Origin of the sequence: Rosenbergiella epipactidis (assembly GCF_018494055.1) — a bacterium.
Lineage (GTDB): Bacteria > Pseudomonadota > Gammaproteobacteria > Enterobacterales > Enterobacteriaceae > Rosenbergiella > Rosenbergiella epipactidis.
In genome coordinates this window covers 194,016-220,070 of the sequence record NZ_JABBFQ010000005.1, presented here as the reverse complement: position 1 = coordinate 220,070, position 26,055 = coordinate 194,016, and the positions used below count along the sequence as shown (strand labels likewise).

Genomic DNA, 26,055 nt, shown 5'->3' with positions numbered 1-26,055 from the left:
GTGTCAGTGGATGCGCATTATAGGGAGTTCCGCTCAGAGCGCAAGGGATTATTTAAACTTTTTTACTGAGTGGTGATAAATCAAACCAAACGTGCAGATATCAGACAAACCCCTAAGAAAAGCGCTGCTTTTTACAACAATCCGCCCTCACTTCATAAATAAAATGGCTGCATGACTTTAATTAAGCCTCAACTCTATGCCCAAGATGCGTATACTTAGCAGACTAATTCAATAAATAAAGGACCTCTCAATGGTTCGTTCCACCAGCGACCTCACCGGATTGCCTTGGATTGCGGCGATGGCTTTCTTTATGCAAGCATTAGATGCCACTATCTTAAATACTGCACTGCCTGCTATTGCCGAAAGTCTGCACCGTTCACCCCTCGCCATGCAATCTACGATCATTAGTTATTCGCTAACCGTCGCAATGTTAATTCCGGTAAGTGGTTGGCTCGCCGATCGGTGTGGAACGAGAAAGGTCTTTATTTGTGCCGTCACCTTGTTTGCCCTAGGGTCTCTCGCTTGTGCCTTATCAAACTCACTGGGACTATTGGTTGTCTCTCGTGTCGTTCAGGGAATCGGCGGTGCCATGATGATGCCCGTTGCACGACTTACGCTACTTCGTGCTTATCCGCGGAATGAACTCCTGCCTATATTAAACTTTGTCACCATGCCTGGCTTATTAGGCCCCGTCATGGGACCCGTGCTCGGTGGCTTCTTTGTGACCTACGCCAGCTGGCATTGGATTTTCTTGATTAACATTCCTATTGCCTTGATCGGGATTTTCTTTGCCCGTAAATACATGCCAGACTTTACGGTACCAAAGCGGAAATTTGATGCACTAGGCTTTCTTCTATTTAGTGGGTCGATCGTTGCATTATCAATTGGCGTAGAGTTGTTAGGCGAAGCACAAGTCTCGTTAAGTGTTGCGATAGCGGCAATGGTAGTCGGTGTTTTACTTCTCGCTTTCTATATAAAGCATGCGGTTAAGTACAAGACGCCTTTAATTAACCTTGCGATGTTTAGAATCCGTACCTTCTCCGTAGGGATTGCGGGTAACGTTGCCTCGCGGCTCGGTACCGGATGTATTCCTTTCCTGATTCCTTTATTACTGCAAGTCGCTTTTGGCTATTCCGCGCTTTACGCTGGCTTTATCATGATAGCCACTGCAGCAGGGGCTATCTTAGCCAAATCAACCGTCACTCCGTTACTTCGCCGCCAGGGTTATCGCCGAACGCTAGTCGGTATTAGCGCCATGATTGGCTTATTGATAATGAGCTTTGCCTTGCAGTCTGCGCAACACTCTATCCTGTGGTTACTGCCGCCCCTATTCTTGATAGGGATGGCGATGTCGACACAGTTCACGTCCATGAACACCATCACCTTAGCAGATCTCACCGATGAACATGCCAGCGGTGGTAACAGCGTACTCGCGGTCACTCAGCAATTAGCCATTAGTTTTGGCGTCAGTGTCAGCGCCGCCGTTTTACGCTTTTGGCAGGAGTACCAAACAACAATAGAAGGGCAATTCCAAGCTACCTTCATTACCATGGGTATTGTCACGGTAATCGCTGGCAGTACCTTCTTATTATTAATGAAGAGTGATGGCGAAAACCTTATCAAAAGACCGGCAAAAAAAAGCTAGGTCGATGCTCTAACCTTCAATTCAGGGGTGAGTGCCCAAGAAACCGGTGCTCCCCCTTTTTTCTCTTCGATTCGATGAAGTAATAAATCGATAGCGACTTGGCCGAGAGTATCTTTCGGTTGATGAATCGTGGTTAGGGGCGGGGTAAGGTATACCGATAACGCGATATCATCATAGCCAATCACCGCAACATCATCCGGTATGGCCAGTCCGGCACGGAACAGGGCTTGATAGACCCCGACCGCCATCGCATCATTACAAGCAAAGACTGCATCCGGTCTAGGCGTTAGCGTTAAGAGTTGCTGCATACTCGACATTCCGCCAGAGAATTCGAAATCGCCTTGAACAATATACTTTTCATTAATAGGACGCCCCACCGTCAGTAGCGCACGCTTAAACCCCTCTACGCGCCGTCGTGCCGGGCTCTTGTCTAGTGGGCCGCTAATACAGGCAATATGCTGATATCCTCGGTCAATCAGGTGTTTGGTCGCTAACTCACCGCCAAGTAACGCATTCTCTTCAATAACATCGCTTAACCCAGTCAGTGGAGACCAGTCCATCATAACTATCGGTAATGCAGGATAGCGTTGTAAAAGCGGCGCGAGTGCGGCGTGCCCCTCATTACACATCAGTAATAAGCCATCGACCCGCTTTTGAATTAACGTTTCCAGGCTTCGGCTCATACGCTGAGCATCCTCCGCTGTATTACAGAGGATTAAGCTATACCCTCGCGCATAACAACTATCTTCTACCCCTTTAACGACCTCTGCATAAAAAGGATTGCTACTGGTGGTGACCAGCATACCTATGGTGCGCGTTTGATTGAGCTTAAGGCTTCGTGCTAACGCGCTGGGGGTATAGTTAAGTTTGGCGATAGCCTCCAAAACCCGTTGCTGAATATCATCACTCACAAACCGATTTTGATTAATGACATGTGAAACCGTAGAGGTCGATACCCCCGCTCTGCGTGCAACATCCTTAATCGTCGCCAACACACTGTCCTTATTATTGTAGAAAATCGATAATCTCATCACGCCAAGGTATCGACGTTTGTGCCCCTTGGCGGGAAACGGCAATGGCCGCCGCCGCTTGTGCAAAGTCTACTGCTTGCTGCCAATCAGCTGTTTCAAGATAGCGACAGAGAAAAGCGCCATTGAAAGTATCCCCCGCAGCAATGGTATCTTTCACCGTTACGTCATAACCCGCAATACGTTGCCCCTGGCCGTTGACACTTAGCCAAACCCCGCGATTTCCTAAGGTAATCATAACGGTATCGATACCTTTATGGTGTAAGTAACGAGCGGCTTGCTCGGCATCCTGATCGGTTTGAACGGAGATTCCCGTCAAGGCTTCAGCTTCGGTTTCGTTGGGTGTAATGATATCAATCAGAGATAGCAGATCATCACTTAGCGGTTGCGCCGGTGCTGGGTTTAAAACAGTTAAAATAGCGTGTTGATGAGCAAGCTTTGCTGCCGCTAATACACTTTCTAAGGGCGTCTCAAGTTGAAGTAATAACCCATCACAATCGGTAATCACTTGCCGATATTTCTCGACATAGGCTGTTGTCAGGGCAGCATTCGCACCGGGGTAAATACCAATGGTATTTTCCCCCTGATCATCGAGGTAGATCATCGCAAGACCGGTAGCCTCACCTTCCGCCACCTCAATCGCCGAGATATCAATGTTATCTTTCAATAGCTGCTCGCGAATCGATTGACCGACCTCATCCTCACCGACGCAAGCCATAAAGGCGATGGATGCACCACTGCGACCAGCGGCTACCGCTTGGTTCGCCCCCTTTCCGCCAAAGCTCATCTGGTAATGTGTCCCAGACAACGTCTCTCCCGGCTTAGGGAAGTGCGGGACCTGCAGGACATGATCGATATTGATACTGCCAAGCACCACCATTTTTTTATTCGCTTGCATTGTCGCCGTCCGTTCGCGGTACCTCATTCGGGTACCGTGTTTATCGTTATTGAGGAGTAACTAAGGTGAGATCGACAGGAATAACCTTAGGAATTGCCTGACCTTTTAAAATCTTATCGGCATTCTCAACGCCGGTGATACCAATTTGCTCAGGTAATTGTGCAACGGTGGCCGCCATTTTTCCGCGTTTCACTGCCGCTATGCCATCTGCCGTCCCATCGAAACCGACCACTAGCACATCTTTTCTTCCAGCCGTCTGTAAGGCTCGTAATGCACCTAAGGCCATTTCGTCATTTTCGGCAAACACGGCTTGAACATTACTATGGGCTTGCAACAAATTCTGCATGACATTTAAGCCTTTGGTACGGTCAAAATCGGCGGGCTGACGCGCTAAAAGCGTAAAGTGATGCGCTTGTGCGGCTTCAGCGAACCCTTTTCCTCGCTCACGCGATGCCGAAGTCCCTGCAATACCTTGTAACTGAATCACTTTCGCTCCCTCACCTAATTTTTGCGCGATAAAGTCACCGGCCATCTTGCCACCTTTGACATTATCGGAAGCAATATGACTGACCACCTCTCCCTTCGTCGCGACACGGTCAAGCGTGATAACTGGAATTTTTGCCTGATTAGCAATGTTAATCCCATTTCCCACCGCATCGGAATCCGTTGGGTTGATCAATAACAGTTTAGTGCCACGTACCGTTAAGTCTTGAATATTAGCAAGCTCCCGTGCGGGGTTATTCTGAGAATCGACCACCACGAGATCGTAGCCGAGTTTATCCGCTTCACGCTGCGCCCCTTGCTTCAATGAAACAAAGAAGGGGTTATTCAAGGTCGAGACCACTAAGCCTAATGTCTCTTTAGCCAATGCATTACCGCAGATCATCGTACTCATTAAGAGTGAAAGCGCCGTTAATTTTTTCATCGAAGATACCCTTAAAAAGTGAACAGTTATTGGTGACTTTTATTGTCTGCTAGCACCGCCAGCAGGATAACAATTGCTTTGACTATCATTTGGAAATACGACGACACGCCCATAAGGTTTAATCCATTATTGAGGAACCCTAGGATCAATGCGCCAATCAAGGTTCCCGTAATACGCCCTCGTCCACCGGATAAGCTACAACCGCCTAATACGACTGCAGCAATCGCATCCAATTCGTATCCCGTTCCTGCGGTTGGCTGCGCCGAGGAGAGACGGGCAACTTCAATGCTTCCTGCCAAAGCGGCTAACGCACCGCAGAGGGCATATACGGTAATTTTTATACGAGTCACATTGATGCCTGAGAGTCGGGTAGCGGCCTCATTACCGCCTAGCGCATAAATGTAGCGTCCCAAACGGGTATGATTGAGTAGATACCATGCGGCAATAAAGACAACCGCCATAATCCACACGGGAACCGGCACACCCAATAACTGACCAATACCGATAAGGCTGAAATGATCGCTATTATCGCTAAATCCGGTACTGATCGGGCTGCCATCGGTAAAGACCATGGTCGCGCCACGAAGTAATAGCATCATGACTAAGGTTGCGATAAAGGCTTGGACCTTCCCCCATGCAATCACTATCCCCGTCACGCCACCGATAAGGCCTCCGGCCACTAAGGCGGCAGCAACGGCTAGCAATGCATTGACCTCATGGCCGATTAGCGACGCGACTAAGGCGCCGGTAAAAGCCAATAATGATCCGACCGATAGATCGATACCGGCTGCCAGAATCACTAAGGTCATCCCCACCGCCATAATGGCGTTGACCGAGGTCTGCTGTAAGATATTGAAGAGGTTCGCTAGGGTGAAAAAATTACTACTTTGCGTCGCCACGACGGCTATCAGTATCAATAGCGCGATAAAGGATTTTTGCTCGCGAATGCCGTGCCATAACGAGCGTTTAGCTGTCGGGTTGGCGGTGGTGGGATTCATATCACTAACTCCTCGCTATGCTGCTTGCCGACGGCGGCTGCCATAAGTTTCTCTTGTGTCGCTTGTTGCCGAGTAAACTCGCCACTCATACGCCCTTCGTGCATCACCAGAATACGGTCACTCATCCCCAAAACCTCTGGCATTTCCGAAGAGACCAAGATGATGCTCAACCCTTGTGCTTTACACTGGTTAATGAGCTGGTAAATCTCTTTTTTTGCGCCAACATCGACGCCACGAGTCGGTTCATCGAGGATTAAGACTTTCGGTTTGGTCATTAACCCTCGCGCAATGGAAACCTTTTGTTGGTTGCCACCCGATAACAAGCCGATAGTCTTATCCATCGAGTCGGTTTTAATATTGAATAAGCGGATAAAGTCCCCGACAGTCAGGCGTTCTTCGTGGTGGTTCAATCGTCCGCCGTGTCCCGAGAAATAAGGCAGGGCAGTAAGTGACATGTTGTGCTTAATCGACATGCCTAAAATCAGCCCTTCCCGTTTACGGTCTTCAGAGATGTAAACAATGCCTTGTTTCAGTGCCTGCTGCGGGGTTCGTAGTTGGATAGGCTGTTGGTTCAATACCAGTTCGCCTGCGGTTTTAGGGTAGGCACCGTAGATCATTTTCATTAGCTCAGTACGCCCCGCCCCCATCAATCCTGATATACCAAGGATCTCGCCGCTGCGTAGCGTAAAGCTAATATTATCAATGCCCGGCCCGCTTAACTGCTTGACCGCTAAGCGTATTGCACCAGGCTCTTTATCAAGATGCGGATACTGATCCTCAAGCTTTCGACCCACCATCAGTTCAATGAGGCGCTCTTCATTGATAGCGTCGATCGGGTACTCGCCAATAAATCGGCCATCTCGAAAAACAGTGACATCGTCGCAGATATCAAAAATCTCTTTCATACGATGCGAGATATAGACGATGCCACACCCTTGGGCGGTTAATTCATTAATGACATTGAAAAGGGCGAGAGTTTCAGTATCGGTCAGGGCATCTGTCGGCTCGTCCATCACGATTACCTTAGACTGGTAACTCAAAACTTTAGCGATTTCGACCATCTGTTGATCGCCGATTGATAAGCTATCGACCAACACTTTGCTGGAAAAACGGAGTTTCAAGCGGGCAAGCAGCCGATCGGCCTCGCGATACAGTGTTTTCCAATCGATACGTCCAAAGGCGAGCCGTGGCTCTCGACCAAGAAAAATATTTTCAGCCACTGTCAGGGTACCAATCAGGTTAAGCTCTTGATGGATAATGCCAATACCGGCTTCTTGTGACTGTTTCGGACCAGAAAAGACCGTCTCTTTTCCCAACCATTGGCACGTTCCAGCATCTTTTTGATAAATACCCGTCATGATCTTCATCATTGTCGATTTTCCGGCGCCATTCTCGCCCACTAACGCCATGACCCGTCCGGCCTTGACGCACAGCGAAGCACCATCCAGCGCTTTAACGCCTGGAAAGGACTTTTCAATCTGGGAGAGGGACAATAGGCATTCAGTCTCCATCTTAAAAAGTGACTCCCGCCGTAAAGACCACATTGGCATAAGGGGTGCACTCCCCAGTACGAATAACGGCACGCGACTGGTGGGTCAGCGATTTAAACCGGTCGTGTGAGAGATAGAAAACCTCTACCTGTTGTCCCTGCTCGACTGACACGCGATCAATTAATGCCAGTAACTGCTGATGTGCCTGCGGATTATGCTCAACGATCTCTTCGGCAATATGTGCCGTTTGGATCTGCATGGCGGTGGCAACCACTTCGCTCACTTGTTGAAAACTGGGGACGCCTTGCGTCAACGCCAGATCAATACGGGTAAGCGCTGGCGGGATAGGTAGCCCTGCATCGGCAATCGTCAGGGTCTCAAAATGACCGAGTTGCGTGACAAGATGGGCAATGTCGGGATGTAATAGGTGGCCTTTATTCATACTTCGCTCCTCAGCGAAACGTTTCGCTGGCAGTAGCATGAACGAAGCCTAATCGCTTGCTCAATCGAGTAATAAAAGAAATGTGATAACCATCGAATCGATTCGCTGAAACAGTGATGCACACCAAATAATTGATGTAACACTGTAATTCGTTACGCGAATAAATGTTTAGGCGATCCGCTTTTAGCTGAAGCCTTAGGGTAAGGAAGGAAACCCCACTGCCTCGGTAAGACAGTGGGGGCAAGGATTAGCTAAAGACCATTCCACCGTCGATCAATAGCGATTGTCCGGTCATATAATTAGCGTCCGGTCCAGCAAGGTAGGAAACACAGGCCGCGACATCGTCGGCTTCAGATAAGCGTCCCAAGGTAATACGTTTTGCGAACTGCTCCGTTCCGTAGCCTTCGGGTTGTCCCGCTGCCGCCGAAATTTCTTTATCAATCCGTTGCCACATCGGCGTTTTCACGATGCCTGGGCAGTAGGCGTTAACGGTAATCCCTAGCGGAGCCAAATCACGGGCAGCGGTTTGGGTTAACCCTCTCACGGCAAACTTACTGGAACTGTACACCGCAAGTTCTGGATTTCCCACGTGGCCCGCCTGAGAGGATGCATTAATAATTTTTCCCCCGTGGCCGAGCTGCTTAAAGGCCTCGATAGCCGCCTGCATCCCCCAAATAACACCTTTCACATTGATGTTATAGACTTTGTCGACAATATCCTCAGTGATCGACTCAATAGGCGTTGACGGGGCAATCCCAGCATTATTGACGATGACATCAAAGCCACCGAAAGTACGCTGGGTTTGCTGAACCGCGGCAAATACCTGCGCGCGATCGGCTACATCGGCCTGAATTGCTAACGCTTTGCCCCCCGCTTGCTCAATTTTATTACAAACACTGGCGGCAGCCTGCGCGTCGAGATCAACTACGGCGACAGCGAACCCATCATGGGATAACCGTAGTACAATCGCTTCACCTATACCTTGTCCTGCACCTGTCACTAATGCCACTCGATGCTTCATCTTGTAATCCTTCTTAGATAATTTGACTTAGATGTAGCGCTTCCATTAATCGTGGATTATCGGAATAATCGACAGGAATCGCTACGACTGCAGGCCCCTCCACATCCATTGCGCGTTTTAAAATAGGTTCAAGCTGATCGGTACTTTCAACGGCAAAGCCTGCTGCACCAAAAGCTTCAGCATAGGCCTTGAAGTCGATGGCCCCGAACTTAACCCCAGAAACGCGTTGGTATTTTTTTTGTTCTTGCATCGCCACCATGTTGTACTCATCATCCACCCAGATAATGTGCAAAATGTTGGCTTTTAGTCTTACCGCTGTCTCCAGTTCCATACTGGATTGCATAAATCCACCATCTCCCGAGACCGATACCACTTTTCGTGAAGGGTCCACCAACCAGGCACCGATGGCCCAAGGTAGTGCGACCCCCATGGTTTGTTGTCCATTAGAGATGATGATTTGCCGTGCACGGAAACTGTAAAGATACCGAGCGATCCAAATGTGGAAACTCCCCATATCAACCGTTAACGACACATCGTTATTAATGATGTCTTGCATTGCCCGCACGATACGTAAGGGGTGGATCGCAAACTGGTTTAACTGATGGGCTTTCGTCGAGAGAATTTGCCGTTGTAACTGTCTATCTTCTAATACTAGGCTCGTCTCTGGGCTAAGAATCAGCGGGCTGGCGATGTGTTGAGTTAATAGCGTGAGGGTCTGGGCAATATCACCAATCAGCTCAATATCCGGAATATAATAATTATCTGGTTCGGCGGGCACGACATCGATATGTGCCAAGGCAACATTGCCATCACTCCACATAGCCGGTTCGTACTCTACTGGGCTATAGCCAATGGTGATAACTAAATCCGCTTGGCGTAACAACTTATCCCCAGCTTGGTTATTGAACAGACCTACGCGGCCTGCGAAGCGGCTAAAATGGTCTTCGGTGATCGCCCCTGCCGCCTGATAGGTACTGGTTACCGGAATATGACTCACATCTAATAACTGCTTGAGCGCCTGAGCATTTTCGGTTTGACTGGCCATCAGCCCCAGCAAGATCACGGGATTTTTCGCCTGCTCAATCTGTTTCGCGAGGGCTTTAATATCATTAACGGGGGCTGCACCTTGTTTCATTGAGGGGATAACTGGTAGCGTATGGCCCCGTACGGGATCATTAATAATATCTTGTGGCAGGCTGACAAAGGTGCCGCCGGGCCGTCCCAGCTCAGCTTTCCGAAAAGCATTCGTGATAACTTCGCTGATCGCATCCGCTGAATTGACTTCTACCGAGTATTTGGTGATCGGGCGAAACATCCCTACCGTATCCATACTCTGGTGTACCTGCTTTGCGCTATCGGAGCGTTTAACCGCGCCGCCTATTGCCACCACTGGGTCACCCTCACTGGTCGCGGTGGCGACACCGGTAATAATATTGGAACATCCCGGACCTGAGGTGACTAAGGTTACCCCTGCTTTGCCGGTTAAGCGGCCAATTGCTGCGGCCATAAAGGCCCCGTTTGCCTCGTGCCGAACCGGAATCATCTCTATAGATGAATCGACTAAAGAATCGAAGACGCGATCAATTTTAGCACCAGGAATACCAAAAATCTGCTTTACGCCTTGTGCTTCGAGTTGTGCCACCACCAGGTCTGCACCGGATTGCCACTGCTTATCTTGAATTTTGTTACGCATTATTATCTCCACTTAACTCTCTACTGCGCGTATCGCTTGATCGAGGTCTTCTGGGTGTAAATCGGCATTAAGAAATTCATGATGGGTAGGTAAATCCACCACCAGCTTATGAATTGCACCAAACGTCAGGGTCCCAGACAGTAATTGGTAGTCCAGAAGATGGCCGCCCCCTTGCCGATCGTCGGTGATAAAGTGTTCGTGGTATCCGGCAACATTGATTCCCTGCATATACTGCGGTGTGCGAAAACCAATCACTGCCCCCGTTTTCTGATTAAAGGTAAAGATAGGTTGCTCAGCTATCGCTGCTTGCATGGGTCGGTAAGGCCGAGACTGTTCCGGCACTGTGCGGGTCTGCGCTTGCTGGAAGTTCCCCTCTATCCGCAGGGCGCAGAACAGGTTGTCTGAAGGAAGGTGCTGATCGATCAGTCGATGAATCGCTTGCCGTGACGTGGGCTGGTCCAGCTCGAGACAGTAGTCTGGTTGGAAGAAGGTCATCACGGCAAAGGGGGTTTGTTGATCCGCTCGCGCCTGGCGTGCGCTACCATCTGATTTAAGTTGGTAAATTTGATGATCGAGCGCCACCAGCTCACCGTCTAAATGGTTAAAAGTCCCCAAGCCAAAATCGCCTTTTTCGAGCAGATCCGCAACGGTCATCGAACCGTCATACACCCCACTCAGTAAGGCGCTCATTAAGGACGTTTGAAAAATCACTTTTTCAGGTCCTTGCTGATGGGCCAATGTAACCATCTGTCCGAGTTGTGAGGCACAGTCGCAATCAATAAGATGATCAGCCATGCTTTCCTCTCTATAAGTAAAAACCTTAGAAAGTATGTTGACCTATGACGCTATCGAGTTCCAATATAGGGAAGGCCCGACTTTAAGACGTTATCGATATGGAACTGCGTTATCTTCGTTATTTTGTTGCCGTCGCGGAAACGCGCAACTTCACTCGTGCGGCTGAAAAGCTGTCAATTTCCCAACCTCCATTAAGCCAGCAGATCCTCCGTTTAGAGAGGGAAATCGGTACGCCGCTTTTTCTTCGTTTAAAAAGTGGGGTGGAATTGACCGAGGCAGGGGAAGCTTTTTACAAAGAAGCGAGACAGATATTATTGTTGACCGATCAGGCTCTGGAAAAGACTCGGGGGATTGCGCGCGGGATTAATGGTAAAGCAACCTTAGGGTTTGCTTGTTCCAGCGTCTTTCACCCCATGGTGTTTAAGCGTTTAAACAAGTTTCATACTCTCTATCCCTCTGCAACCTTGCTTTCAGAAGAAAGTAATATGTCGCAATTGATGCAATCGCTACGCGAAGGGACGTTAGACGCTGCGTTTGTCAGATTACCTTGTCAAACGAGCCAAGAATTTAATCTGCAAACTATTACTCAAGAAAGTATGTTTCTAGTGGTCCGCGAGGAAGAGGCTAACACCCCTCTCGAGACGATCCTCAAAAATTCGCCGCTCATTTTATTCCCTAGAGAACTGGCACCCAGCCTTTATGACATGATTATCCATTTTTGCCATGAACAGGGCGTCGTGCCCCAGCTAGCGACCCAAGCGCCGCAGATGTCTGCCTCGATTGCGATGGTTGCCAGCGGCTTTGGTTTTACCTTCGTTCCAGAATCACTCACCATCATTGCGATGCCTGGTGTGTCCTATCGGAAAATCCAGGCCCCGCAGTTGACCACTGAGATAGCCTTAGCATGGCGTCGTTGGGACCGCTCACCCATTATTAAACATCTACTTTCTTTGATCAGTGCAGGCAGTGACTAAGCGTAAAGAGCCAGCATAAAAATAAGGCATTAGGCGTAATATTGGAGTGTCTACAGACCTATTATGGGACTGCTACGCCTGCCGTTGGATAACCGGCATAGGAGGTGAACATCGTCTATTTATCCTTATTTATCTCTTACCAAGATAATGTAACGCTGGCATGAGTGGCTATTAATGGATTTGGGATTATTTTGTAAATTAGGGATAAATTTAACTTTCTGTATCGCTATTTCAGTGACCGATAGGTCGGTCACTGACTTCAGCGTTAAACGCTTATTTTATTTTCTTAGTCTTTCTTTAATGATTTTATAATGTTCATCTTTTAAGTCTTCATATTTCCAGATAAAAAGTCCGCCAAGATTGAAGTCCAGAACCTGATCGATAAAATAATTTAAATTCCAATCAGTCAGTCCCCTTGTTGTCAGGGCCAGAATACATTTTTTACTCTCTGCACCCTGTGCTAACGTCCGTTTTAAGGCTGGAATAACGTTACTGATAATATCCCCTTTACTCCACATAGCTGTCGCATAACAGTAATGGATAAAACGGTCACACTGGTCCGACTGGATAAGCTTTTTAACCTTATCGTTCAGTTTTTTTCCATTCTCTGTGGTCGGGTGGTTGTAGGAATATCCGGCAATAAAACCAAAGCTTGTCTCTTTGCTGCATTGTTTTAACTGCTTCATTGCCTCAATCACCAAGTCAGTATTCATATTGCATTCATCATCAAAATCTACACCATCCCAGCCCCTACTTTTTGTCGCTTCAGCAATCCTTAGAACTTCTTCCTGATTTGCAGGCTTCCCTTCTGGCGAGCATCCTCCTCCACCGTAAACCCATAGCGTCTTCCCTTTAAAAACGGAAGTATTATCAGGTTTAGTCTGTTTTTCAGGACTCCAGCCAGGGCTTGTCGCTGTCCCAGTGGTCAGTCCATCCAAGTTGGTCACCATGCCATACATAATTATGTCGAATTCCTGAAGGGGTTTTCCGGACAGAGACTGACTCCAACCACCCATAATAAATTTATTCATAATCTATATTTCCCTATTTGTATTTTTCCACAAGAGCATAAAGGATCGCAGCAGTTTCAAAATCTACTTTACCGCTGTAATCACAAGGACGAAAATGTAGCTGAAATGCACGTATTAACTGAACATAACCCATATCGGTTTCTGAACCCGAGGTATCGTAACCATAGCGTTTCAGCATGAGTATCATGTCATCTTTCGACGGTAAAACATGGCTAAACTGCTCTATATATTGACTCTTTGTTTCCTCATCAAACCATGCCCCGACGCCAACGTCATAAAGCGCTTTCCACGGGAAAGCACTGCCGGGATCATTTTTCCTTCCGGGAGCAATATCACTGTGACCCACAACGTTAACGGGCGTAATATCTGGGTAACGCTGAAGGATATTTATTGCCAATCCCTTGACTGCATCAATCTGGACGGGATTATAAGGTGGGAAGGTATATATCCCGTCATTATCAGTCGCTAAATTAACAATCTCAATGCCTATAGAGGTGTCGTTAAGATTATTTCGGCCGGCCCAAGAGCTAGCCCCGGCATGCCAAGCACGTTCGTTTTCATCGACCAGATTAAAGAGGCGCATATTGTTAAAACCAGCATCGAGATACGATTTATCTGAAGGGTCAGGAACAAGGTAATGAGCACTGACCGAAGAACCTGTCAATGCAATGATAGCATTATCAAAATTGAGCGCAGTATAGTGCAAGACCAGAAAACGAACGCGTCGATTAAATCCTTTAACAGAGCGAAAACTATTATAATCAATCTGGTACATACAGACTCCTTACCGATGTTGTGATTCAACATTAGGTTAGACTCTGCTCATTGCGTTGCGTTCTTAAGCAAATCAGATAGCATGATGTAGATCATTATTTACATTCTAATCACTATCACAAAACAGGGCTGTTCGAGGTCTATCCTTACGACTCGAATACCCTTTCTTTATCGGCTGCAGCGGCGCGCCAATAATATTGGTACTGAAAGCAAATTAATTCAGTTGCAGAGCCTGATAACATGCCCAATTTTCCATGGGGATGCGGAAATTTCGGGTGAACGCATTAATTCCAAGACACACATTCTGGCTAACTCTTTCGCGCCAAAATTTAATAACTCAGATCGCGGCGTGGTTCTGTAAGGGATTCACTCATCATCTTGAATACAGGCTAAAGACACCTGGAGCTGGCGTACCCGACATGATGGAAATATCGATAACTTATAACGAGGTAAGCCTAGGTGAGCACCTAGGCACTATACGGCTTAAAACTAGCTGGTCACCTTGAGTGACCAGCATCATGCGTTCATTTCGGATTAAATTTCGACTTGTGTACCGAGTTGAATGACGCGGTTAGGCGGGATCTCAAATTGGTCAGGCGCTCGTAAAGCATTGCGTTGCAGCAGTAAGAATAGCTTACCGCGTAAGCGCAGATACCACGGTCGTTTACCTAAAATTAATGACTCATTAGACATAAAAAACGATGTTTCCATCATCCGACAATTCAAGCCCTCCAGACCACAGCGATGGAAAATATCTTCCATATTCGGGATTTCTCGCCAACCATAACTGGCGACTACCCGCCAAAACGTCGGTGAGAGCTGCTCAATACTGACACGATGCACATTATGGACATAAGGCGCATCCTCAGTCCGTAAGGTCAGCAAGACGACACGCTCATGCAGGACTTTATTGTGTTTGAGATTGTGTAATAACGCGAAAGGAATGATGTTCTTCACTCTGGTCATGTAGACCGCCGTCCCCGAGACTCGCACAGGAGGATGTTTCTCTAGAGAAGAGATCATCGCTTCCAGTGAGTTACCGTGCTCATGCATCTTTCTTAATGCCCGGAAACGTTCACTCTTCCACGTGGTCATGATGATAAACATCACCAAGGCCAGTGTCAGAGGCAACCAACCGCCGGATAGGATCTTCACTAAGTTCGCCGAGAATAACGGCACATCGATACAGAGCAAGAAAATGCAGAGTGGTACGACGGAGAAGAGACTCCAGTGCCAATTTTTTCTCGCCACCGTACAGGAAAGTAACGTGGTTAACACCATTGTTCCGGTGACGGCAATCCCATAGGCGGCCGCCAAATTACTCGAATGCTTAAAGCTTACGATCACCAACACCACTGCGGTATAGAGTAGCCAGTTCACAACTGGGATATAAATCTGTCCTGACTCATTTTCCGAAGTATGGATGATACGCATCGGAGGAAGATAGCCTAAGCGCACCGCTTGTCGAGTTAATGAAAATACGCCAGAAATCACTGCCTGAGAGGCGATAACCGTCGCAAGGGTCGCTAAAATCAGCATCGGGATCAGCGCCCAATCGGGTGCCAGCAAGAAGAATGGGTTTTTAATCGCTTCAGGGTGTTTCATTAACAACGCCCCTTGGCCAAAGTAGTTAAGAACCAGAGAAGGTAATACCACCAGCATCCAAGCAATACGAATCGGTAATTTACCAAAGTGTCCCATATCGGCGTATAGCGCCTCTACCCCAGTAATGGCCAGCACCACTGAGCCTAACGCAAAGAATGAAATGGTTTTATAGTGAAGAAAGAATTGCAAGGCATACCACGGGTTTAAAGCATGCAATACCTCAGGATTCTTTATGATCCCATTAATCCCAAATACCGCCAGCAGAATAAACCACAGCAGCATTACCGGTGCGAATAGCTTTCCTACCAGTCCAGTACCGTGCTTCTGAATGACAAAAAGTAGGGTCAGTACCATTATCGAAATCGGTACAATAAAGACGTCCAAGGATGGTGCGGCGATTTCCAAGCCTTCTATCGCGGAGAGCACAGACATTGCTGGGGTGATCACCACCTCACCGAAGAAAAAGCTGCCGCCAATCAATCCCAGAATCAGGACTACTGCCGTGGCGGTAGCATGGGTATTTCGGCCAGCCAGTGACATAAGGGTTAATATTCCCCCTTCACCGGCGTTATCTGCACGCATGACATAGCTGATATATTTCAGCGAGACGACCACCACCAGTAACCAAAAAATTAAGGAAAGGAAACCAAAAACAGACTGTTGTTCGATACCAAAACCAAATTCGCCAGAAAGGCATTCTCGCAACGTATAAAGGGGACTTGTGCCGATGTCCCCGTAAACGACACCTATGGCTGCCAGTGTCAACGCCGCTGTAGACTGTTTATTCTCTGAGTTCATAAAAATCTTCTGTTTAGATCGATTAGTCTTAAACAACCTTGATAATTAATGGAGTCCGCACAGTATGCACAGTTTTAGTAAAAAACCTATCATGCATTAACATATGCTATTACTTAATGACAAAAATCATTTACAGTGCAAAGAGAAAAACTTACGCTCGCCTCGCTAGATAGCGAACTTAGCTGCGATTTAAGGATGCCTGATGATACCCGCACAACTCCTCGCCGATAGAATTGTCCGCCTGAGTAATCAATTAGAAAAAGGGTTGTATGAACGCCACGATGTCATACGTCTTTGTCTACTCGCTGCACTCAGTGGCGAGAGTGTGTTTCTGATGGGGCCGCCAGGGATAGCGAAGAGTTTAATTGCCCGCCGAATTAAGTGTGCGTTTAAACAGGCTACTGCCTTCGAATATCTCATGACGCGTTTCTCAACGCCAGAAGAAGTCTTCGGCCCCTTATCTATTCAGGCTTTAAAAGATGAAGGGCGATATCAACGTATCACCGAAGGCTATTTACCGGATGCAGAAGTGGTGTTCTTGGATGAGATTTGGAAAGCTGGCCCGGCGATACTGAATACCCTCTTAACCGCGATTAACGAACGGCGGTTTCGTAATGGTAAGGATGAGCAGAAGATCCCAATGCGCTTATTGATCAGCGCCTCCAATGAATTACCGGATGAAGAGAGCGGCTTGGAAGCGCTTTATGATCGGATGTTGATCCGCCTATGGCTCACCAACGTCAATGAAAAGCGCCACTTTCACGGCATGCTGTTACAAGTAGAAGATAACCACTTTACCCTCGAAGACGATAACCTCGCCATTACCGACGAAGAATATTTCCAATGGCAGCAAGCCATCCCGAAGGTATTACTGCCCGAAGAGGTCTTCGAACTTATCTATCGACTGCGCCAACAGCTTCAGCAGATTGCCGATGCGCCTTATATCTCGGACCGTCGATGGAAAAAAGCAATTCATCTATTACAGGCCAGCGCCTTTTTCAGTGGTCGACAAGCGATAGCGCCTGTGGATCTGATCTTATTAAAAGAGTGCCTATGGCATAACGCCGCTTCACGCACGCTTATCGAGCAAGAGATTCGCACACTCTTACTCCAGCATGCCTGGCAGCAGCAACCGATGTTATTGGCATTGCAGCAAATCCAAGCGCGTAAGCAAACACTTCATCAAGAACAGAGCCTGACTCAAGCCTTCAAACTGACGAAGCAGAGTGCAATGTTTAGCCGTAAGCCGCATTACCAGTTGCCTAGCACACTGACTGGCGAGACCTTTACCTTACTTTTACAGCAGCCGCTTACCCTGCATCATTTACGTGTCACGCATATCGTTATTGAGCGTGAAGCCCTCCACCACTGGTTACAAAAAGCCGGTGATATACGGGGTAAATTAAACGGTATTGGTTTTCCGCAATCTCTCGATTTATCGGTCGATGAACAAGACTGCCTCGTGGTGAGAGATATCAGTTTACAAGCAACACGCTTAAACTATGAAGATGATGTTATCCGCAGCGATATGCCTGAAGAGATTGTTAAACAGTTTGCTCAGCTCCATGACCGTCTCCAGCAACAACGCCTGCTCTTCCGCCAGCAACAGCAATGCCTCTTTATTAATAATGAGTGGCTGGCCGAGATCGAGGCTAGCCTCCAAGAGGTTGCGGCACACATCGAACAGGCTCAGCGATGATCTCCCTGGATACATTGCTCAATCTGCTGACGCTAAATGACAGTATTAATCTGAATGATTTTTTGGCGACCGTGCTCACGGCGCCACAATTGGTCCTGCTTTTCGAAAAAAGCCCTAAGCTGAAGAAAATGCTACAACGCGAGTTGCCACAGATTAAAGCCTCCATTACGCAGCAACTTAAAGAAACCCCTGTTCCGGACGCATTAGCGCAAGAGTTCGCCTTCTATACTCAAACGCTAGGACTGACTTATTATCAATTTACCCAACAACTGCAACAAACCTGTCAGCAGCTTGAAGTACTCAACTCCCCGTTTTACGAAGAAGCACAAAGCTTACTGAAGCAGACTGAGGGAGAGTCGCTAACGCCTGCCCAGCACAGTCTATTTATCCAACGTTGGCGAATGAATCTCACTCTTCAAGCCTTGACGCTTAATGACGATCTGCTGGAGCAGCATAAACAGAAATTAATAGAAGAGTTAAAAAAACAACTCTCGATGAGCGGTTTTCTCGCGCCACTGCTCAACGATGATGAAGAGATGAGCCATGGACGTTTATGGGATCTTAGCAAATCATCGCTGCATACCGCGGACAGCGAACGTTTAACCGAATACAGTCATTTTCTACGCTCCCAGCCGCAACTCAATGAACTAGCACAAAAGCTGGGGCGCAGCCGAGAGTCCAAAGCGATTGCTGCAGACACCACTCAACTTGGTGTCGAGCAACATTTACAATCGATTACCAGCGCCTTCCCCGAAGAGGTCCAAGGTGTTCATCAGAGTGATGACGTATTACGCCTTCTGCCACCGGAGCTGGCCTCATTGAGTTTGCACGAACTTGAAATCGAGTTTTATCGCAAGCTTATCGAAAAACGACTTCTTACCTATCAGCTACAAGGCGAAGACCACCAGCTGGTGACAACACAACGGCCGGTTACCTATCAAGAAAAAGAACAACAGCCCAAAGGTCCGTTTATTGTCTGCGTAGACACCTCTGGCTCTATGGGCGGCTTCAATGAACGCTGCGCAAAAGCGTTTTGCCTCGCACTGCTCAAGATAGCGTTTCAAGAAAACCGACGTTGCTTTGTGATGATGTTTACTCAAGAAATCATCCAATACGAATTAACCGCCGAGAGCGGCATGCCTCAGTTGATCCGTTTTTTGAGCCAACGCTTTCGGGGGGGGACAGATATCGGCCATTGCCTACACGAAGCGGTAAAACTCTTACAAACCGACAGCTGGCAGGAAGCCGATGTCGTGGTGATTTCCGATTTTGTTGCACAACGCGTTAGCGAAGAGATCCAGCAGCAGATTCGCCAGCAGCAACAGCTGCATCAGCAACGCTTTCATGCCGTTACGCTGTCCGATCATGGAAAGCCTCGGTTGACCTCTATTTTTGATTTTATCTGGCCTTTTGATACAGGATTAAAAAGCCGGTTAAAACGCTACGTCCGGCGCTAAATACTAAGGGACTGCTATAGTTTGAACATAATCATTAAGGAAAGCGACTATCGTGAAAACTACAACGCTAACACCAGCTTTTACCCCCTCGCTCTCAGGCGGTGACCCCGAGCAGAAACGTCGAGAACTTCTCGACTACTTTCACACCACTTGGCACACCTACGAGCAATTGTTTACCTGCCTCACGGAAGAACAGGCGTGGACAACTAAAGCGATTCCGCTTCGCCATCCGCTTATCTTTTATTACGCGCATACCGCCACCTTTTTTATCAATAAATTGATTGCTGGCGGCTACCTCACCGAACGGATCGATGAGCGAATGGAAGCCATGATGGCCATTGGCGTCGATGAGATGAGTTGGGACGATCTGAATGACGATCATTACGCTTGGCCCACCCCTGCAGCAGTACAAGACTATCGCGATCGTGTTCGCCAACAAGTGATTGAGGTAATTACTCATCTTCCCCTCACTCTCCCTATCGGTTGGAATGATCCGGCTTGGGCGATATTAATGGGTATCGAACATGAGCGTATTCATCTCGAAACCTCAAGTGTTCTCATCCGACAACTCCCTATCAGTTGGGTTACCCCGCAACCGGCTTGGCCTATTTGTCCGCATTTCTCATCAAGTCGTCAAGATGTACCAGACAATACGTTAGTGCCTCAATCAGGAGGAACATTAACGCTGGGTAAGAAAGACGATTATTACGGCTGGGATAATGAATATGGCCAACAGGTGCAAACAATAGCGCCTTTTGCCGCCAGTAAAATGCTAGTTAGCCACGCCGAGTTCTACGAATTTGTCGATGATGGCGGCTATCAAACTGCCGAGTGGTGGGATGAAGAAGGCTGGGGGTGGAGAACCTACACTCAGGCTGATAAGCCGACATTCTGGGTAGGCGATATTGCATCACCCGATCAGCTTAAGCTTCGGGTCCTCGCCGAAGAGATTGATTTTCCGTGGGATTGGCCTGTCGAGGTTAATCAGTTGGAAGCCTCTGCTTTCTGTCGATGGAAATCAGCGAAATCAGGCCGACCGATTCAGCTCCCTAGTGAAGGAGAGTGGGCATGGTTACGCCAGCCGATCGACGGGGACCACCCAGACTGGCAAACCCCTATCGGAAATATCAATCTGCAAGGCTGGGCCTCTTCGTGTCCTGTTACCTATTTTGCGCAGGGTGATTTCTTCGATATCGTCGGTAATGTGTGGCAATGGACCACGACACCGATCAGCGGTTATCAAGGCTTTACCGTACACCCTCTATACGACGACTTTTCGACCCCGACCTTCGACGGTAAACATAACTTAATCAAAGGCGGGAGCTGGATATCAACCGGTAATGAGGCGTTAAAAGCTGCACGCTATGCTTTTCGTCGTCACTTTTTCCAACACGCTGGCTTTCGCTACGTAGAATCGACTCATCAGGAAACTATGCTAAAAAATCCTTACGAAACTGACACCATGGTCGCTCAATATCTCGACTTCCAGTATGGCGAGAACCGCTTCTGCGTAGAGAATTATGCTAAAGCCTTGGTCGAGAAAGTGATTCCCCATTGTCACAGTACCCTTCATGCCTTGGATCTCGGCTGTGCCACTGGACGTGCCAGCTTTGAGCTAAGTCGCTACTTTGATCGGGTAACCGGTATCGACTATTCAGCGCGCTTTATTGATGTGGCGCTACAATTGATGACCGGAGAAGATTTCCGCTATGCACTGCCTACCGAAGGCGATCTGGTCGAGTATCATCAAGTTCGCCTCAGCGAATTAGCCATTACCGCCGAACAATGGCAAAAGATCGATTTTAAACAAGGGGATGCCTGTAATTTAAAGGTGACACACGCCGAGTATGATCTTATCTTTGCCTCAAACTTAATTGATCGCTTACGCGAGCCAACACGCTTCCTTAAAAGTCTTAGTGCATTATTGAAACCTGGTGGCGTGCTAATGCTCTCTTCACCCTATACGTGGTTAGAAGCGTTTACGCCTAAAGAAAATTGGTTAGGGGGGATTCGTGAGAACGGTGAAGCCGTCACCACCTACCAAACATTGCAGCGACTATTACGCGATGATTTTGAGGAAATTCAGCCAGCGGAAGATATTCCGTTTGTCATCCGTGAGACGGCCCGTAAACATCAATATACCGTGGCGCAAGCAAGCTATTGGCGCCGTAGAGCGTAGCGTACAAGCGCCCGTTAGGGCGTTTGTTTTTTCAAGGATTGTGATATGTCTGATGCCTCGCAACTCGACGAACTGGATCGAGATATTCTTAATGTTCTGCTTAAACAGGCAAAAACGCCCTACGCCGAACTGGCCAAGATGTTTGGCGTGAGTGCCGGGACCATCCACGTTCGTGTCGAAAAGATGCGCCAAAGTGGTGTGATAACGGGCACCCATATTGCGGTCGATCCCCGTAAACTCGGGTTTGATGTCTGTTGCTTTATAGGCATCATTTTAAAAAGTGCGCGCGATTACCCCGCAGCTTTACAAAAGCTTGAAGCACTCGATGAGGTCGTCGAGGCTTGGTACACCACTGGCCACTACAGTGTCTTTATCAAAGTCATGTGTCGATCTATCGATGCCTTGCAGCATGTGCTGGTCAATAAGATCCAGACCATTGATGAAATACAGTCTACCGAAACCCTGATCTCTCTACAAAACCCCATCGATCGACCGATCAAAGCGTAATCGCCCTCAATACTGTGGATAAAGTTATCAGTGCTTTGATCCACAGTGCTCAATCTTTCCTAAATAGTTAAAAAATAATAATCCCCCTATTATCCACAGGTGGATCACCGCTTGATCACCGAGTACAATGGCCGCCTTTATTGAGGAGGGTATATGGCTGAAATTACTTTTATTACGGGTAGCACACTGGGGAGTGCCGAGTATGTTGCAGAACATCTCGCGGATAAATTAAGCGAAGCAGGTCATACCAGTGAATTACTTCATGGTGCAGAGCTCGATGAAGTCCCGTTAGAAGGAATTTGGATCATTGTCACCTCAACCCACGGTGCTGGCGAGTTACCGGATAATCTGCTCGACTTTAGTGAAGCCTTATCAGAACAAAAACCGGATCTTAGTGGTGTTCGCTATGGCGCAATAGGACTCGGTAATCGAGAGTACGATCTCTTCTGTGGGGCGATAAAGACGCTTGATGAGCAATTAACTCAGCTCGGAGCCACCCGAATTGGCGATCGTCTTGAAATAGATGTGCTAGAACACGAAATCCCGGAAGATCCGGCTGAAGAGTGGCTGGTGGAGTGGGTAGAGAAGATTTAACCCCCGCGTTAGATCGTTTTTTTTTCGAGATCCCTAGTTTTTTACTCTGTATTTAACAGAAAGATCATGAAAGTTCTGTGGATAACAATGCGGGAATCATGCGTAAAACCCGTGGTTATCCACCTAATAACCTTCGTTCACTTATTGAGCTGTGCATAACTACCGATCTTGATCCCAGCTTATACGGAGAACGATCACCGATCATTCACATGAAATGATCCCGTTGAATAGCCTGATATTGTTAAAGAAATAGTGGTTATCCACAGAAAAGGTCGATCCTAATAAGAGATCTAACAGAAAGATCATATACAGAATAAAGATCTTTCTTTTAAACCTTAAGGATCGTGCCACTTTCCCCCATTCGATAATTTAAGTAGAATTCATCACCTGGACATTCAGTCCGACAGATTTCATCAACCGAGGTACACTTCATGTTTTATCCAGATCCTTTTGACGTCATTGTCATTGGTGGGGGTCATGCTGGCACGGAAGCGGCAATGGCTGCGGCTCGTATGGGCCAAAAAACGCTATTGTTGACTCACAATATCGATACGTTGGGACAGATGTCCTGCAACCCGGCAATCGGCGGTATCGGTAAAGGCCATCTGGTTAAGGAAGTGGACGCCTTAGGTGGATTAATGGCCACGGCGATCGACCATGCGGGTATTCAGTTTAGGATACTAAACAGCAGCAAAGGCCCAGCGGTACGGGCAACTCGCGCACAAGCAGATAGGGTGCTTTACCGTCAAGCGGTAAGGACAGTTCTTGAAAACCAGCCTAACCTGATGATATTCCAACAAGCTGTTGACGATCTGATCGTCGAAAACGATCAGGTAGTGGGCGCTGTGACCCAAATGGGCTTGAAATTTAAAGCGCGTTCGGTGGTTCTAACGGTAGGCACCTTCTTAGACGGTAAAATTCATATCGGCTTGGATAATTTTAGTGGTGGTCGTGCGGGGGATCCGCCATCGATCCCACTCGCTCGTCGTTTACGTGAACTGCCTTTGCGAGTTGATCGTTTAAAGACCGGCACGCCCCCGCGTATCGATGCACGCACTATCGACTTTAGCCAACTTGCGCCGCAACACGGTGATAATCCAAGCCCAGTCTTCTCATTTATGGGAAATGCTGCGCAACACCCAGAGCAAATGGCGTGTTACATCACTTATACCAATGAAAAAACGCATGATGTGATCCGTAATAATTTGGATCGTAGCCCGATGTATGCAGGGATTATCGAAGGCATTGGCCCGCGCTATTGCCCTTCGATCGAAGATAAGGTTATGCGCTTTGCGGATCGTAACGCCCACCAGATCTTTTTAGAACCTGAAGGACTGACCAGTAACGAGATTTACCCCAACGGCATCTCAACCAGCTTACCTTTCGATGTCCAAATGCAAATTGTTCATTCGATGAAGGGTCTGGAAAATGCACGGATCATCCGTCCTGGCTATGCCATTGAATATGATTTCTTTGATCCTCGTGACCTGAAACCGTCACTGGAAAGTAAGCACATTCAGGGGCTGTTCTTTGCTGGACAGATCAATGGCACAACCGGATATGAGGAAGCGGCTGCGCAAGGACTCCTCGCTGGTTTAAATGCCGGACGTTATGCTGCCGATAAAGAGGCGTGGACGCCAAGACGTGATGAAGCGTATATCGGCGTACTGGTCGACGATCTCTGCACGCTAGGGACCAAAGAACCCTACCGTATGTTCACCTCTCGGGCAGAATATCGTTTGATGCTGCGTGAAGATAACGCTGATTTACGTCTTACTGCCATCGGCCGTGATCTCGGACTGGTTGACGATGTTCGCTGGACCGCGTTTAACCAAAAACTGGAAATGATTGAGCTTGAGCGTCAACGTTTACGAGATATCTGGGTTCATCCGAAATCGACAAATGTTGACGACCTGAATCAAGTATTGAGTGCACCCTTGACTAAAGAGGCGAACGGTGAAGATTTACTGCGTCGCCCTGAAATGACCTATCAAGCCTTAACCGAATTAGCCTTGTTTACGCCATCAGTCACCGATCCGTTGGCAGCCGAGCAAGTTGAAATTCAGGTTAAGTACGAGGGGTATATCGCTCGTCAGCAAGAAGAGATTACTCGACACTTACGTAATGAAAATACCTTACTTCCTGTCGACCTCGATTATAAGAATGTAAATGGCTTATCGAACGAAGTGGTCGCAAAGCTCAATGACCACAAACCGACATCGATCGGTCAAGCCTCTCGTATTTCAGGTATTACCCCTGCGGCCATCTCAATTTTGCTGATATGGCTTAAAAAGCAAGGGTTGCTACGTAAAAGCGCCTAAGTCAGTTGAGAGGAAGTGAAAACTTCCTCTCCCTTTCGGAATAAATTCTGTGATAACACAACTTTCAAAACTTCTTAATCAGTCGGCGATTTCTCTAACCGATCAACAAAAACAGCAACTGGTCGCTTATGTTGAGTTACTCGATAAGTGGAACAAAGCCTACAATCTAACGTCGGTACGAGATCCACAACAGATGATCGTCCGCCATATTATGGACAGTATCGTCGTCGCGCCGTATTTACGGGGTAAGCGCTTTATCGACGTTGGGACGGGACCAGGGTTACCGGGTATTCCCCTTTCAATTGTGATGCCTGAGGCTGAATTTACCTTATTGGATAGCTTAGGAAAGCGCGTTAGATTCTTAAAGCAGGTCCAACATGAGCTAAAACTGCAAAATATTACCCCAGTGCAATCACGAGTCGAAGAATATCCCGACTCACCGCCGTTCGATGGGGTGATAAGCCGAGCTTTTGCTTCTGTCCATGATATGTTGCATTGGTGTCAGCATCTTCCGGCAGAAGGGCATGGACGTTTTTATGCCTTGAAGGGGCAATTTCCTGCGGAAGAATGCGAATCTTTACCAGAAAACATTCATCTTGAAGCCTCGCATCGATTAGATGTCCCGCAGTTAGACGAAGAACGTCATCTATTAATACTGAAGAAAATCTAATTAAAGGAACCGTTAGGGTTCCTTTTTCCCTTTCGAAGACTAAAATCCTATCTAACTATCTGTTTACAAAGATTAAAATCATGCGTTACTCTGCGTTCGCACTTTGACATGTGCATCTCTCAGCGATAATTAATGCTATTTACTAATAGGTATGAAAGGAATCAATATGAAAGAGTTAACAATACAGCAGTCTCAACAAGTTTCTGGTGGGATTTTTGGCTTTGTCACGACCCCGATCGGTGCAGTCATGGGCTTAGCGATCGGATCTGTAGTCGATGCGGCATATAAAGTCAGTAATATAAAGACTTCCTTTAAATGGTCTGGCTTACAGCTTGGGGCGGGAATTGGCGCGGCAGTAGGGATTGCCCCGATTACGGCAGCGTTAGGTATTGGTCTTGGCGTCGTCAGCATTGTGAAAAATAAAAATAGCATCAATCAACAGAAAGCCGCTCAAAATAGCTAATTGATAGGCTGAAAAGCAGAGGTGTAAAACGATGACATTTCTGCTTTT

At 47.6% G+C, this 26,055-nt stretch carries 22 protein-coding genes; 10 read left to right on the top strand and 12 right to left on the bottom strand.

Annotated features, from left to right (window positions below; genetic code table 11):
- Nucleotides 1-250: 250 nt before the first annotated feature.
- Nucleotides 251-1,645 carry a DHA2 family efflux MFS transporter permease subunit gene (locus tag HGT71_RS10350; RefSeq protein ID WP_214217688.1) on the top strand — a complete coding sequence of 465 codons (1,395 nt, stop codon included), beginning with the start codon at nucleotides 251-253 and terminating at the stop codon, nucleotides 1,643-1,645.
- Here HGT71_RS10350 and rbsR read toward each other — a convergent pair.
- The 9 genes from rbsR to budA form a co-directional block, all read right to left on the bottom strand.
- Nucleotides 1,642-2,637: a ribose operon transcriptional repressor RbsR gene (gene rbsR, locus HGT71_RS10345; protein WP_214217687.1), complete on the bottom strand. Its 996-nt coding sequence runs from the start codon at nucleotides 2,635-2,637 to the stop codon at nucleotides 1,642-1,644. The two genes, HGT71_RS10350 and rbsR, sit on opposite strands and share 4 nt — an antisense overlap.
- Nucleotides 2,638-2,650: 13 nt before the next feature.
- Nucleotides 2,651-3,571: a ribokinase gene (rbsK, locus tag HGT71_RS10340; RefSeq protein ID WP_214217686.1), complete on the bottom strand. Its 921-nt coding sequence runs from the start codon at nucleotides 3,569-3,571 to the stop codon at nucleotides 2,651-2,653.
- A 46-nt stretch (nucleotides 3,572-3,617) separates the two neighbouring features.
- Nucleotides 3,618-4,496, bottom strand: a complete 879-nt coding sequence (gene rbsB / locus HGT71_RS10335; protein ID WP_214217685.1) for a ribose ABC transporter substrate-binding protein RbsB — start codon at nucleotides 4,494-4,496, stop codon at nucleotides 3,618-3,620.
- 26 nt (nucleotides 4,497-4,522) lie between these two features.
- Complete coding sequence (rbsC, locus tag HGT71_RS10330) at nucleotides 4,523-5,494, bottom strand: ribose ABC transporter permease (RefSeq protein ID WP_048913064.1); 972 nt, start codon at nucleotides 5,492-5,494, stop codon at nucleotides 4,523-4,525.
- Entirely contained in the window at nucleotides 5,491-7,005 is a 1,515-nt protein-coding gene (gene rbsA / locus HGT71_RS10325) for a ribose ABC transporter ATP-binding protein RbsA (protein ID WP_214217684.1), read from the bottom strand. The genes rbsC and rbsA overlap by 4 nt, the downstream gene beginning before the upstream one ends.
- 1 nt (nucleotide 7,006) lies before the next feature.
- On the bottom strand, nucleotides 7,007-7,426 hold the full coding sequence (gene rbsD, locus HGT71_RS10320) for a D-ribose pyranase (protein ID WP_214217683.1): 420 nt from the start codon (nucleotides 7,424-7,426) through the stop codon (nucleotides 7,007-7,009).
- Between the two features lie 247 nt (nucleotides 7,427-7,673).
- The gene (locus tag HGT71_RS10315; RefSeq protein ID WP_214217682.1) at nucleotides 7,674-8,447 is read right to left on the bottom strand and encodes a (S)-acetoin forming diacetyl reductase; all 774 of its coding nucleotides are present in this window, start codon (nucleotides 8,445-8,447) and stop codon (nucleotides 7,674-7,676) included.
- A gap of 13 nt (nucleotides 8,448-8,460) precedes the next feature.
- Nucleotides 8,461-10,140 (bottom strand): acetolactate synthase AlsS, encoded by a 1,680-nt coding sequence (gene alsS, locus HGT71_RS10310; protein ID WP_214217681.1) that lies wholly within the window; start codon nucleotides 10,138-10,140, stop codon nucleotides 8,461-8,463.
- A gap of 12 nt (nucleotides 10,141-10,152) precedes the next feature.
- The gene (budA, locus tag HGT71_RS10305) at nucleotides 10,153-10,935 is read right to left on the bottom strand and encodes an acetolactate decarboxylase (RefSeq protein WP_214217680.1); all 783 of its coding nucleotides are present in this window, start codon (nucleotides 10,933-10,935) and stop codon (nucleotides 10,153-10,155) included.
- 98 nt (nucleotides 10,936-11,033) lie between these two features.
- Here budA and HGT71_RS10300 point away from each other — a divergent pair, with 98 nt between their 5' ends.
- Nucleotides 11,034-11,909 carry a LysR family transcriptional regulator gene (locus HGT71_RS10300; RefSeq protein WP_214217679.1) on the top strand — a complete coding sequence of 292 codons (876 nt, stop codon included), beginning with the start codon at nucleotides 11,034-11,036 and terminating at the stop codon, nucleotides 11,907-11,909.
- Between the two features lie 278 nt (nucleotides 11,910-12,187).
- Here the strand turns inward: HGT71_RS10300 and HGT71_RS10295 are convergent, their stop codons facing one another.
- From HGT71_RS10295 to kup, 3 genes are all read right to left on the bottom strand, one after another.
- Nucleotides 12,188-12,940, bottom strand: coding sequence for a hypothetical protein (locus HGT71_RS10295; protein WP_214217678.1), 753 nt, complete (start codon nucleotides 12,938-12,940; stop codon nucleotides 12,188-12,190).
- A gap of 13 nt (nucleotides 12,941-12,953) precedes the next feature.
- Complete coding sequence (locus HGT71_RS10290) at nucleotides 12,954-13,715, bottom strand: N-acetylmuramoyl-L-alanine amidase (protein WP_214217677.1); 762 nt, start codon at nucleotides 13,713-13,715, stop codon at nucleotides 12,954-12,956.
- 533 nt (nucleotides 13,716-14,248) lie between these two features.
- A complete protein-coding gene (gene kup, locus HGT71_RS10285) occupies nucleotides 14,249-16,117 on the bottom strand; it encodes a low affinity potassium transporter Kup (protein WP_214217676.1) in 1,869 nt (622 codons plus the stop codon).
- Nucleotides 16,118-16,319: 202 nt separating this feature from the next.
- On the opposite strand from kup, the gene ravA reads away from it, so the two are divergent.
- The 8 genes from ravA to HGT71_RS10245 all read left to right on the top strand — a co-directional run bounded on the left by ravA (nucleotide 16,320) and on the right by HGT71_RS10245 (nucleotide 26,007).
- Nucleotides 16,320-17,816, top strand: a complete 1,497-nt coding sequence (gene ravA, locus HGT71_RS10280) for an ATPase RavA (RefSeq protein ID WP_214217675.1) — start codon at nucleotides 16,320-16,322, stop codon at nucleotides 17,814-17,816.
- The gene (viaA, locus tag HGT71_RS10275; RefSeq protein ID WP_214217674.1) at nucleotides 17,813-19,273 is read left to right on the top strand and encodes an ATPase RavA stimulator ViaA; all 1,461 of its coding nucleotides are present in this window, start codon (nucleotides 17,813-17,815) and stop codon (nucleotides 19,271-19,273) included. Before ravA ends, viaA begins: the two co-directional genes overlap by 4 nt.
- 52 nt (nucleotides 19,274-19,325) lie before the next feature.
- Complete coding sequence (gene ovoA / locus HGT71_RS10270) at nucleotides 19,326-21,452, top strand: 5-histidylcysteine sulfoxide synthase (protein ID WP_342355456.1); 2,127 nt, start codon at nucleotides 19,326-19,328, stop codon at nucleotides 21,450-21,452.
- A gap of 45 nt (nucleotides 21,453-21,497) precedes the next feature.
- Entirely contained in the window at nucleotides 21,498-21,959 is a 462-nt protein-coding gene (gene asnC, locus HGT71_RS10265; protein ID WP_048913076.1) for a transcriptional regulator AsnC, read from the top strand.
- Nucleotides 21,960-22,112: 153 nt separating this feature from the next.
- A complete protein-coding gene (gene mioC, locus HGT71_RS10260) occupies nucleotides 22,113-22,553 on the top strand; it encodes an FMN-binding protein MioC (protein WP_099824382.1) in 441 nt (146 codons plus the stop codon).
- Nucleotides 22,554-22,984: 431 nt separating this feature from the next.
- Nucleotides 22,985-24,874 carry a tRNA uridine-5-carboxymethylaminomethyl(34) synthesis enzyme MnmG gene (gene mnmG / locus HGT71_RS10255; RefSeq protein WP_214217673.1) on the top strand — a complete coding sequence of 630 codons (1,890 nt, stop codon included), beginning with the start codon at nucleotides 22,985-22,987 and terminating at the stop codon, nucleotides 24,872-24,874.
- A gap of 49 nt (nucleotides 24,875-24,923) precedes the next feature.
- Nucleotides 24,924-25,544 (top strand): 16S rRNA (guanine(527)-N(7))-methyltransferase RsmG, encoded by a 621-nt coding sequence (rsmG, locus tag HGT71_RS10250; RefSeq protein WP_214217672.1) that lies wholly within the window; start codon nucleotides 24,924-24,926, stop codon nucleotides 25,542-25,544.
- Between the two features lie 166 nt (nucleotides 25,545-25,710).
- Nucleotides 25,711-26,007, top strand: coding sequence for a hypothetical protein (locus tag HGT71_RS10245; protein WP_214217671.1), 297 nt, complete (start codon nucleotides 25,711-25,713; stop codon nucleotides 26,005-26,007).
- Nucleotides 26,008-26,055: the final 48 nt, after the last annotated feature.

Excerpts from the sequence above, each read along its gene's own strand:
- HGT71_RS10350 (WP_214217688.1), top strand. The coding sequence starts at position 251 with ATGGTTCGTTCCACCAGCGACCTCACCGGATTGCCTTGGATTGCGGCG.
- rbsK (WP_214217686.1), bottom strand. The coding sequence starts at position 3,571 with ATGCAAGCGAATAAAAAAATGGTGGTGCTTGGCAGTATCAATATCGAT.
- rbsB (WP_214217685.1), bottom strand. The coding sequence starts at position 4,496 with ATGAAAAAATTAACGGCGCTTTCACTCTTAATGAGTACGATGATCTGC.
- rbsC (WP_048913064.1), bottom strand. The coding sequence starts at position 5,494 with ATGAATCCCACCACCGCCAACCCGACAGCTAAACGCTCGTTATGGCAC.
- rbsA (WP_214217684.1), bottom strand. The coding sequence starts at position 7,005 with ATGGAGACTGAATGCCTATTGTCCCTCTCCCAGATTGAAAAGTCCTTT.
- rbsD (WP_214217683.1), bottom strand. The coding sequence starts at position 7,426 with ATGAATAAAGGCCACCTATTACATCCCGACATTGCCCATCTTGTCACG.
- HGT71_RS10315 (WP_214217682.1), bottom strand. The coding sequence starts at position 8,447 with ATGAAGCATCGAGTGGCATTAGTGACAGGTGCAGGACAAGGTATAGGT.
- alsS (WP_214217681.1), bottom strand. The coding sequence starts at position 10,140 with ATGCGTAACAAAATTCAAGATAAGCAGTGGCAATCCGGTGCAGACCTG.
- budA (WP_214217680.1), bottom strand. The coding sequence starts at position 10,935 with ATGGCTGATCATCTTATTGATTGCGACTGTGCCTCACAACTCGGACAG.
- HGT71_RS10300 (WP_214217679.1), top strand. The coding sequence starts at position 11,034 with ATGGAACTGCGTTATCTTCGTTATTTTGTTGCCGTCGCGGAAACGCGC.
- HGT71_RS10295 (WP_214217678.1), bottom strand. The coding sequence starts at position 12,940 with ATGAATAAATTTATTATGGGTGGTTGGAGTCAGTCTCTGTCCGGAAAA.
- HGT71_RS10290 (WP_214217677.1), bottom strand. The coding sequence starts at position 13,715 with ATGTACCAGATTGATTATAATAGTTTTCGCTCTGTTAAAGGATTTAAT.
- kup (WP_214217676.1), bottom strand. The coding sequence starts at position 16,117 with ATGAACTCAGAGAATAAACAGTCTACAGCGGCGTTGACACTGGCAGCC.
- ravA (WP_214217675.1), top strand. The coding sequence starts at position 16,320 with ATGATACCCGCACAACTCCTCGCCGATAGAATTGTCCGCCTGAGTAAT.
- viaA (WP_214217674.1), top strand. The coding sequence starts at position 17,813 with ATGATCTCCCTGGATACATTGCTCAATCTGCTGACGCTAAATGACAGT.
- asnC (WP_048913076.1), top strand. The coding sequence starts at position 21,498 with ATGTCTGATGCCTCGCAACTCGACGAACTGGATCGAGATATTCTTAAT.
- mioC (WP_099824382.1), top strand. The coding sequence starts at position 22,113 with ATGGCTGAAATTACTTTTATTACGGGTAGCACACTGGGGAGTGCCGAG.
- mnmG (WP_214217673.1), top strand. The coding sequence starts at position 22,985 with ATGTTTTATCCAGATCCTTTTGACGTCATTGTCATTGGTGGGGGTCAT.
- HGT71_RS10245 (WP_214217671.1), top strand. The coding sequence starts at position 25,711 with ATGAAAGAGTTAACAATACAGCAGTCTCAACAAGTTTCTGGTGGGATT.